At 61.9% G+C, this 8,260-nt stretch carries 9 protein-coding genes; all 9 read right to left on the bottom strand.

Annotated features, from left to right (window positions below; genetic code table 11):
• Positions 1–173: 173 nt before the first annotated feature.
• Positions 174–707: a 2-oxo-4-hydroxy-4-carboxy-5-ureidoimidazoline decarboxylase gene (uraD, locus tag PCO31110_RS14640; protein WP_010803914.1), complete on the bottom strand. Its 534-nt coding sequence runs from the start codon at positions 705–707 to the stop codon at positions 174–176.
• 138 nt (positions 708–845) lie between these two features.
• Positions 846–1,790 (bottom strand): allantoinase PuuE, encoded by a 945-nt coding sequence (gene puuE / locus PCO31110_RS14635; RefSeq protein ID WP_150690723.1) that lies wholly within the window; start codon positions 1,788–1,790, stop codon positions 846–848.
• 346 nt (positions 1,791–2,136) lie between these two features.
• Complete coding sequence (ldcA, locus tag PCO31110_RS14630) at positions 2,137–3,069, bottom strand: muramoyltetrapeptide carboxypeptidase (RefSeq protein ID WP_150690722.1); 933 nt, start codon at positions 3,067–3,069, stop codon at positions 2,137–2,139.
• Positions 3,066–3,617 carry a tRNA adenosine(34) deaminase TadA gene (gene tadA / locus PCO31110_RS14625; RefSeq protein WP_150690721.1) on the bottom strand — a complete coding sequence of 184 codons (552 nt, stop codon included), beginning with the start codon at positions 3,615–3,617 and terminating at the stop codon, positions 3,066–3,068. Before tadA ends, ldcA begins: the two co-directional genes overlap by 4 nt.
• A 350-nt stretch (positions 3,618–3,967) precedes the next feature.
• Complete coding sequence (gene dkgB, locus PCO31110_RS14620; protein ID WP_010803910.1) at positions 3,968–4,771, bottom strand: 2,5-didehydrogluconate reductase DkgB; 804 nt, start codon at positions 4,769–4,771, stop codon at positions 3,968–3,970.
• Between the two features lie 187 nt (positions 4,772–4,958).
• Positions 4,959–5,630 (bottom strand): GntR family transcriptional regulator, encoded by a 672-nt coding sequence (locus PCO31110_RS14615; RefSeq protein WP_051126079.1) that lies wholly within the window; start codon positions 5,628–5,630, stop codon positions 4,959–4,961.
• 2 nt (positions 5,631–5,632) lie between these two features.
• Complete coding sequence (locus PCO31110_RS14610) at positions 5,633–6,505, bottom strand: ParB N-terminal domain-containing protein (RefSeq protein WP_010803908.1); 873 nt, start codon at positions 6,503–6,505, stop codon at positions 5,633–5,635.
• Positions 6,506–6,652: 147 nt separating this feature from the next.
• Positions 6,653–7,267, bottom strand: coding sequence for an LON peptidase substrate-binding domain-containing protein (locus tag PCO31110_RS14605; RefSeq protein WP_010803907.1), 615 nt, complete (start codon positions 7,265–7,267; stop codon positions 6,653–6,655).
• 19 nt (positions 7,268–7,286) lie between these two features.
• Positions 7,287–8,225 (bottom strand): LysR family transcriptional regulator, encoded by a 939-nt coding sequence (locus PCO31110_RS14600; protein ID WP_010803906.1) that lies wholly within the window; start codon positions 8,223–8,225, stop codon positions 7,287–7,289.
• Positions 8,226–8,260 lie beyond the last annotated feature (35 nt).

Genomic DNA, 8,260 nt, shown 5'->3' with positions numbered 1-8,260 from the left:
CCAGGCGCGGATCGGCCAGATTGACGTAACGGCGCACGAATTCCGGTGCGTTCGGATCTTGCGGAACGAGGGCCATGCCAACTCCTGAGGATTCGGTAAAGTCTGAAACGGATGAATACGAAACCTGCTTGAAACACTGTGGCGAACACCCGTCCGCCCGATCTGCCAGCGCCTTAGTCGCGCACCAGATCCTCCAGACGGAATCCTGCGATCCGGAAGATCTGTCGCAGACATTCTTCGATCTCGTCCGCCCGGCTGTTTTCAAGGCGCCCGGCAAAGTTCTCGATGATGCTGCTGCGCGTGTGACCACGCACGGCCAGAATGTACGGGAAACCGAACTTGGCCTTGTACGCGTCATTCAGTTCGGTCAGACGCGCAAACTCTTCAGCGCTGCATTGATCGAGCCCCGCCCCCGCCTGCTCTCGCGTAGACTCAGCCGTCAACTCGCCACGCACCGCCGCCTTGCCCGCCAACTCCGGGTGAGCACGTATGAGATCAAGCTGCGGGCCTTCACCCGCATCGATCACAGCCTGGCACATGGCGTCATGCAACGCATTGACGGTGGCAAACGGCCGGTCTTCCCACGCCGCTTCTGCCACCCACGGGGAATGCTCGAAAATGCCGTCGAGCGCAGCAACGAACTCGGCGCGCAGCAGCACCGACAATTCGGCAACAGTACGTTGTGTCATAGGCAACGGGGCGTTCATCAACCGCTCTCCTGGGAAACAAAGATGACGCCCCGCCGTGCTTCTCGCACAGCCCGATGACGCCTGTCGGATTCAATCTGGATACCAACCACTAGGCACTACGCCCCTCCAGGCGCAGCACCTCACGCATCAACTCGCCTAAGCCGCCACGAACGGATGACGCGCCTGCCAGTGACGCGCCACGTCAATGCGACGGCACACCCACACGCGATCATGCTTCTCGATGTGATCGAGAAATCGCTGTAGCGCAGCGAAGCGCCCCGGACGGCCCAGCAACCGGCAATGCATGCCAACGGACAACATCTTCGGCGCCTCGTCCCCCTCCGCGTACAAAACGTCGAAGGCATCGCGCAGGTAATGGAAGAAATGGTCCGCCGTGTTGAAACCCTGCGGCGCAGCAAAGCGCATGTCGTTGGAATCAAGGGTGTACGGCACGACCAGATGCGGCTTGACCTCGCCGCCACTCGTCTGCACCTGTGTCCAGAACGGCAGGTCGTCGCCATAGTTGTCCGAGTCGTAGACAAACCCGCCCTGCTCAACCACCAGACGGCGCGTATTCGGGCTGTCGCGGCCCGTGTACCAGCCAAGCGGCGCGCTCCCCGTCATTTCCTTAAAGATGTCGATGGCGATACGCATGTGCTCGCGCTCGGTCGCCTCATCCACGTTCTGGTAGTGAATCCAACGCCAGCCGTGACACGCAATCTCGTGCCCCAACGCCTGAAACGCCGCTGTCACTTCCGGATGACGCTGCATAGCCATCGCCACACCGAAGACGGTCAGCGGCAGCCCGCGACGCTCGAATTCACGCAAGATGCGCCACACGCCCGCACGCGAGCCATATTCGTAGATGGACTCCATGCTCATGTGACGCGCCTCGTAAGCCGCCGCGCCAATGATCTCGGACAGGAACTGCTCGGACGCCCGATCACCGTGCAAAACACAGTTCTCGCCGCCTTCTTCGTAATTCAGAACGAACTGAACGGCGATTCGCGCACGCCCCGGCCAGTCGGCAAACGGTACGTGGCGGCCATAACCGATCAGGTCGCGGGGATAGTCCTTGGAGCTTGCGTTGTTGCTGGCCATGATGTCTTGGCGTCCTTCTGATGGCGGAACGATCGAAGAAGTGTAGCCAAATCCACTCCCCGGAAACATAGCCATATTCAGATATTCAGGCTGCGCCTGGACGTATAGTCGCCCCGTCTCCGCCATTCGCCCACAACCCTGCACGCCGCCAGACTGCGTTCCACATCGCCCTCGTCACCCCGTCCTCTGGAACGTCAACTCCCCCGAAGTACCCGCCAAACAACCACAAATTTCGCGCAACCATCATCAAACTGGCCAGACAACAAAAAAGCACGCCGGGCCGTCGAATCGACCCGGCGTGCTTTCGTATGCCGCGTTTATGTGCTCCCGAACCCTCAGCCCGGCATCACGCCGCCATATAGGGATATCCCGTAAGCGTCAGCGTGACCTCTGCCCCGGATGTCTGCAATCTGGCATGCCCCCCGACCGGCAAGGTCAGTTTGTCGGGACAATGACCGAACGGCATGTCCGTCACAACCGGAATACCGATGACCTTGCGCACACTCTCGATCATGGTCGGCATGTCGTACCCGTTGTCGTAGTCGGTCACGCGATACTGCGAGAAGTCCCCCAGCACCAACGCCCGCTGCCGCGCCAGAATGCCGGATTGATGCAACTGATACAGCATCCGCTCAACCCGATAAGGCGGCTCGTTCACGTCCTCGACGAACAGCACACCGCCATCGATCTGCGGCAGATACCGCGTGCCGATCAGGCTGCATACCATCGCCAGATTCCCGCCCCATAAGGTGCCGGAGACGTCGATGTCCCCGCTCGCACCATCGCCCTGCCACTGAGCAACGTGACTCGGTGAGTGCAGCACCGATTGAAATTGCGTGACGGTGAAGTCGCTCAGCGACTCCGCACCGAAGTCCGCCAGCAACATCGGCCCAGCAAAGGTGCTCAGATGCGCCTGCGCCAACAGCGCCAGTTGCACTGCGGTGAAGTCGCTGTGACCGATCATCGCCACCGGCGTGCCCGAGAGCCGGCGATGCAGTCCCTCATAGTCGAGATGATCGAGCAGATGCACAGCCCCATAGCCGCCGCGCACCGCGAGTACGACATCGGGAACAGGGTGATCTCGTTGCGCCAACTGATTGATTTCGGCCACGCGCTCGGCATCGGTGCCCGCAAAGCGCAAATACCGGCGCTCAAGTGCTTCACGATTGGCCACGGTGTAGCCAAGCCGCTCCAGCGTTTCGACGCCACGCGTGGCAACCTCGGCATCAGGCGCATAGCCGGACGGGGCAATCAGTTGGAGATGCTTGGTCTGCGTCAATTGGAAGATCCCGGTGTAGGTGTAGGCGTCGGCGTCTCGCTCGCTGCCTCGGCGGCGGCCGACAAACGTCGTGCCCTCGCTGCAGCACGCCGTTCGCTGAAGAAGGTCTGGAGAATGCCGACGCACTCATCGCGCATGACACCGCCAATGACTTCGGCATGATGATTGAGGCGCGGCTCCGCAAACAGGTCGACCACGCTGCCGCAGGCCCCCGTTTTGGGGTCCATCGCGCCATACACCACCCGCTTGATTCGCGCATGCATGATGGCACCCGCACACATGACGCACGGTTCGAGCGTCACGTACAACTCGCACTCCGGCAAACGATAGTTGCCCAACGCCTGCGCCGCAGCCCGCAACGCCTGCATCTCGGCATGCGCAGACGGATCGTGCCCGCCCACCGGACAGTTGTGCCCGACGGCGACGACCTGCCCGTCGCAAACGACTACGGCGCCGACCGGCACCTCTCCCTGCGCCATCGCGGCGCGAGCCTGCTGGAGCGCCAGGCCCATGTAGGTCTCGTCGGTCGCGGGTAAATCTCGATTCATGAAACGTTGACGAAAAGCCGCTGCGCGTTGCCACCCCTTCCGGACTCGCCCCGCACAGCGCAATTGGCCGCTATCGGCAATGCGCTATTCTCGCACAGCCCCCCGCTACCACCACGCCCTTCGCCACATCCCGTCACCCGCGATATCCCGCATTCGCAGCCAGCCATCACCCCCTCACGCCATCACGTCACGGCGTTCGGTACACGGCGCTTGCGATACAGCACAAGCGTCGCAACCTCGGTCAGCGCCATCAGCATGGTGCCGGCCACGGCCAGCCCCCGGGTTCTGCACGATCGAACGAAAAATCTCTCCCGTGCTCGGACGATGCCAGGCCCGTATTACCGAATATTTCAATCCCAGGCCGGGGCGAGCGATGCCGGGTTGGCCTGACGATCGTTGCGATCCAGCGCTGCAATCTGCGCCATGTCCTCATCGCTCAGACGCAAATCGCGCGCCTTCATGTTGCTGGCCAGATTCTCACGCTTGGTCGATGACGGAATCACCGCATACCCCTGCTGCATCGCCCACGCCAGCGCCACTTGCGCCGTAGTCGCCCCATGGGCGCCGGCAATCTTCGCCAGTACCGGATCGTTCAGCACTTTCCCGTACGCCAGCGTCATGTACGACGTAATGGGCACCCCCTGCGAGCGGGCAAATTCCGCTACCTTCCGGTTCTGAAGATACGGGCTCAGTTCGATCTGGTTGGTCGCCAATTCACCCGCCCCAACAATACCGATGGCCTGCCGAAGCAACGCGATGGTGAAATTGGACACGCCGATGGCGCGCGTCAGCCCCTGTTCACGCGCCTCGCGCAGCGCACCGAGATATTCCTCCATCGACACGGCATTGGCCGGCGACGGCCAGTGAATCAACGTCAGATCGACGCGGTCGGTGCCCAGCTTCGACAGACTGTCTTTCAGACTCGGAATCAGCTTGTCGTGGGAAAAGTTGTCGATCCAGATCTTGGTCGTCAGATACAGCTCGTCACGCTTGACGGGCGATGCCGCGAGCGCACGGCCGATGTCGGCCTCATTCTCATAGATCTGCGCCGTGTCGATGGCGCGATAACCCAACTCCAGCGCGTTGGTGACGGTGTCGAATACCGTTTGGCCCTTGAGACGGAACGTGCCGAGGCCGAAGGCGGGAAGACTCATGAGTGCAACTCCTGTCGAAAACGTCATGCCAGAAAAAATCAACGTCGGTTGAATGGCTTGACTGAAGACCACAGTGTGTCGGATTCCCGCTCGCGCCAAAAGTCCCCGCAGACGCACAAGATTCGTGCCTCGGGTTCATAAATCCGTGCGACTTACTATGTTGCTCTCTGCAATCGGGAGAATGAGCTCAGATGGCGGCGCGCGAAAGAAAGCTGACGTCATCGCGTGCCATCGCCTTGATTTCATTACGCGTTCTGAGGATGTGTGCCTCAAGAAGAGACACCACCGCCGTGACGTCGCGACGCCGGCATGCAGCCAGAATCTCGTAATGATCGTGCTGCGGCTTCTCTTTGCCGGTGGCCTGCGACATGGCCAAATGGGAATAACGGTCGGTATTGAGGCAGTATTCTTCGATGAGCATCCGCAGGCGCCGGTTGTTGGCCGGCGCGCAGAGTGCCAGATGGAAACGCCGGTTGTACTCGGCCCACTCCGAGACGACTTCAGACGCCGAGTACTCGGCCAGGATCTGCTCCATCACCTGAAAGTCGTGCTCCGCCATATTGGGCACGGCGAGCTTGGCGGCGTGGCATTCGAGTGCCACGCGAATATCGAGCAACTCGCACAACTGTTCGAGATTCATGCTCGCTACCGTTGCGCCACGGTTCAGATGGTGCGTGACCAATCCTTCCGCTTCCAGTTGGCGCAACGCTTCGCGCACCGGCACTCGGCTGGCGTTGAAGCGCTCGGCCAGCGCTTCCTGACGAAGTTGATACCCACCCGGGAGCACGCCGCTCAATATCTCGTGGCGAAGCGTGTCGCGAATGGCCTGATGACGTGCCTGGGGTCCGGAAGTTCGCATGATCACTTACCCGCTCGCGCCTCCGCGAGCGCAATCGTCAGATGGGCCACCTTTTTCTTGAGCGCATCGCGCTCGGCGGTCATGGCCTTGAGTTCTTTCGACAGACGCGTCAGTTCGTCGGACGGATCGGCGCTGGTGTCCCACGGCGGGGTACCGTCATCGTCGTCTTCAACGATCTCTTCGTCCTTCTTTTTGCGCGGTTTGACCGGGCGCGCCTCACGCACCTGACGTGCCAACTCGCGCAACTCCTGCTTGCCCGCCACCACCGCTGCCACTTGCGCCGCGGCCGGTAAGGTCGATACGGCCGCCGCCGCATTGATCGACACTTCGCCACGCTTGACTGCATCCACCAATTCCGGCGCCGCCGCATTGTGGATCTGCTCGATTTGCCCCAGCGTATTGCTCGACAGACGTGCCGCCCGAGCCAGCGCCGCGCGCGTGAGCGCCATCGTGTGCGCCGGAATCGAGGTCTTGCCGTCGTCCTGTGCGGCGCCATCGTTCGCCATCGCGGCGTGCGGGGCTTCCGCCGGCGCGGGAGCTTGTGCGCCGCTGCGCGCTTCGAGAATCGTCTTCTTGCGCAACGCCAGCACGCCGCGCTGGTAATCGGACACGCTGCGCCGGCCCAGGTGGTTGTCGATCATCCACAGGCGCACGTCGTCCATCGACTTGAACGAGGGGTTCTGGACGGTTCGAAATTCGATGTTGTGCTTGCGGCAGATCTCGTAGCGATTGTGGCCGTCAACCAGCACATCGCCCCACAGGACGAGCGCGTCGCGGCAACCTTCGGCAAGCAGACTCTGTTCGAGCGCAGCATATTCATCAGGCGTCAACGGATCGATGTACGCCTTGAGTTCTTCGTTGATCTGGACTGTCATGGACTTTTGTAACGATGCCCCGTACCCGATGCCGCTGGCAGCGGCACGACGTGGTACGCCGGCAGGGAGAGACTTTGCAGGCCGCATTATCGCCTGTCTGACCGGCATTGACGAAACGTCCCCGCCACACCTTGCCCGTCCGGGCGCTCAGGACAGCACGCCGTGATCCGTCAGGAAGGCCTGGATGCGCGCCAGACGTGCCACCGGGTCCGCCATGCCCAGCAGCGTCTCCTTTTCGTGTGCCGGCAACGGTAGCAACTCGGCCCAGCGATCGGCAACCCATCCGCATTCGTCGAGCCGGTACGGCGGCGCCAACGGCAATTTCGCCGCACGCGCCGGATCGCGCTGCAACCCGGCGATCAGTTTGCCCAAGGTATCGGCGCTGATCTGGAGCGAATCGGGGACGGCGACATTGGCATCGTCCGGCAACATCTGCGCCTCTCCCATCCATAACCCGTATTTCCCCAATTCGACGGACGAGAGACGGAACTTGGTCGTGCCGCGACACACGATTTCGAGCAACGACGGCATGGTCGCATGCCAGTCGTCGATGCGTGCCATCGTGCCGATCATGGCGGGTTCCTCGACGCTGTCGGGCAGACGGACTTCGCTACCCTGACGCAAGACGACGACACCGAATTCGGTGCCGTCGGCAAGGCATCGCTTGATCAGGTCGAGATAGCGCACCTCGAAGATGCGCAAACGCAATACCCCAGCGGGAAACAGGGCATTACCGAGCGGGAAGAGCGGGATCTGGGCCATGCCATATGATGACACGAAGTCACACGCGGCAAGTGCCGATGTCCGGCCAGGCAGATGCCTCCTGCGCGAACCGGTCGATCAGGAAATCGAGCAGCGCGCGCACGCGCGGGACCATGTATCGCGTACGGTGCCGCACCGCATACACCCCCGGCTCCTTGACGATGTAATCGGGCAGCAGGATCTTCAGCCGCCCCGCCCGCACATCGTCGGCGGCATCCCACAGCGTTTTGCGCACAATCCCCCGTCCGTCAAGCGCCCAGCGGCGCGCCAGCGTCCCGTCGTTCGTCTCCCACGCCTGCGCCATCGGCACCGTGAATTGCCAGACCGCCTCCGCCTGACGAAAATAAAACTCGTTGAGCGGCCCCGACGATGTCACCAACACGATGAACCGATGCGCCGAGAGTGCCTCCGGGGTCGCCGGCTCTCCATGACGGGCCAAATAATCCGGCGACGCACACAGCACGCGGCACATCGGCGCAAGACGCCGCGCCACGAGCGTGCCGTCATTCGGCTCGCGAAAGCGAATCGCCAGATCGACGTCGTCCTGCACAAGATTGGAAATGGAGTCGGTCAAGGTCAGGGATAGCCGCACATCAGGATGACGCGCCGTGAATTCGTCGAGCCAGGGCGACAGTTTGTGCAGTCCAAAATCGGTCGAGGCAGACAACCGGATCTTGCCCCGTATTGCTGCGCACCCTGCCTGTAGCGCCGCTTCGCCGTCGTCAATGGCCTGCAAGGCGACGAGACAATGCGAAAGATAGACGCGCCCCTCGTCCGTGAGACGTAACTGACGCGTCGTGCGCACGAACAGACGCGTCTGCAACGACGCCTCGAGCTTCGCCAGACGCGCGCTCGCCGCAGCGGGCGACAGGCCCAGCTTGCGCCCGGCCGCCGACAGGCTGCCGAGCGTCGCCGCACTCGTGAAAAGACGCATGTCGCCAAGTTTGTCCGTCGCCATCTTTCATCCAGATTTGAAAGTTATTCAAATTTCCC

Origin of the sequence: Pandoraea communis (assembly GCF_902459745.1) — a bacterium.
In the GTDB taxonomy this organism is placed as follows: domain Bacteria; phylum Pseudomonadota; class Gammaproteobacteria; order Burkholderiales; family Burkholderiaceae; genus Pandoraea; species Pandoraea communis.
This window is presented reverse-complemented; position numbering and strand designations above follow the sequence as displayed.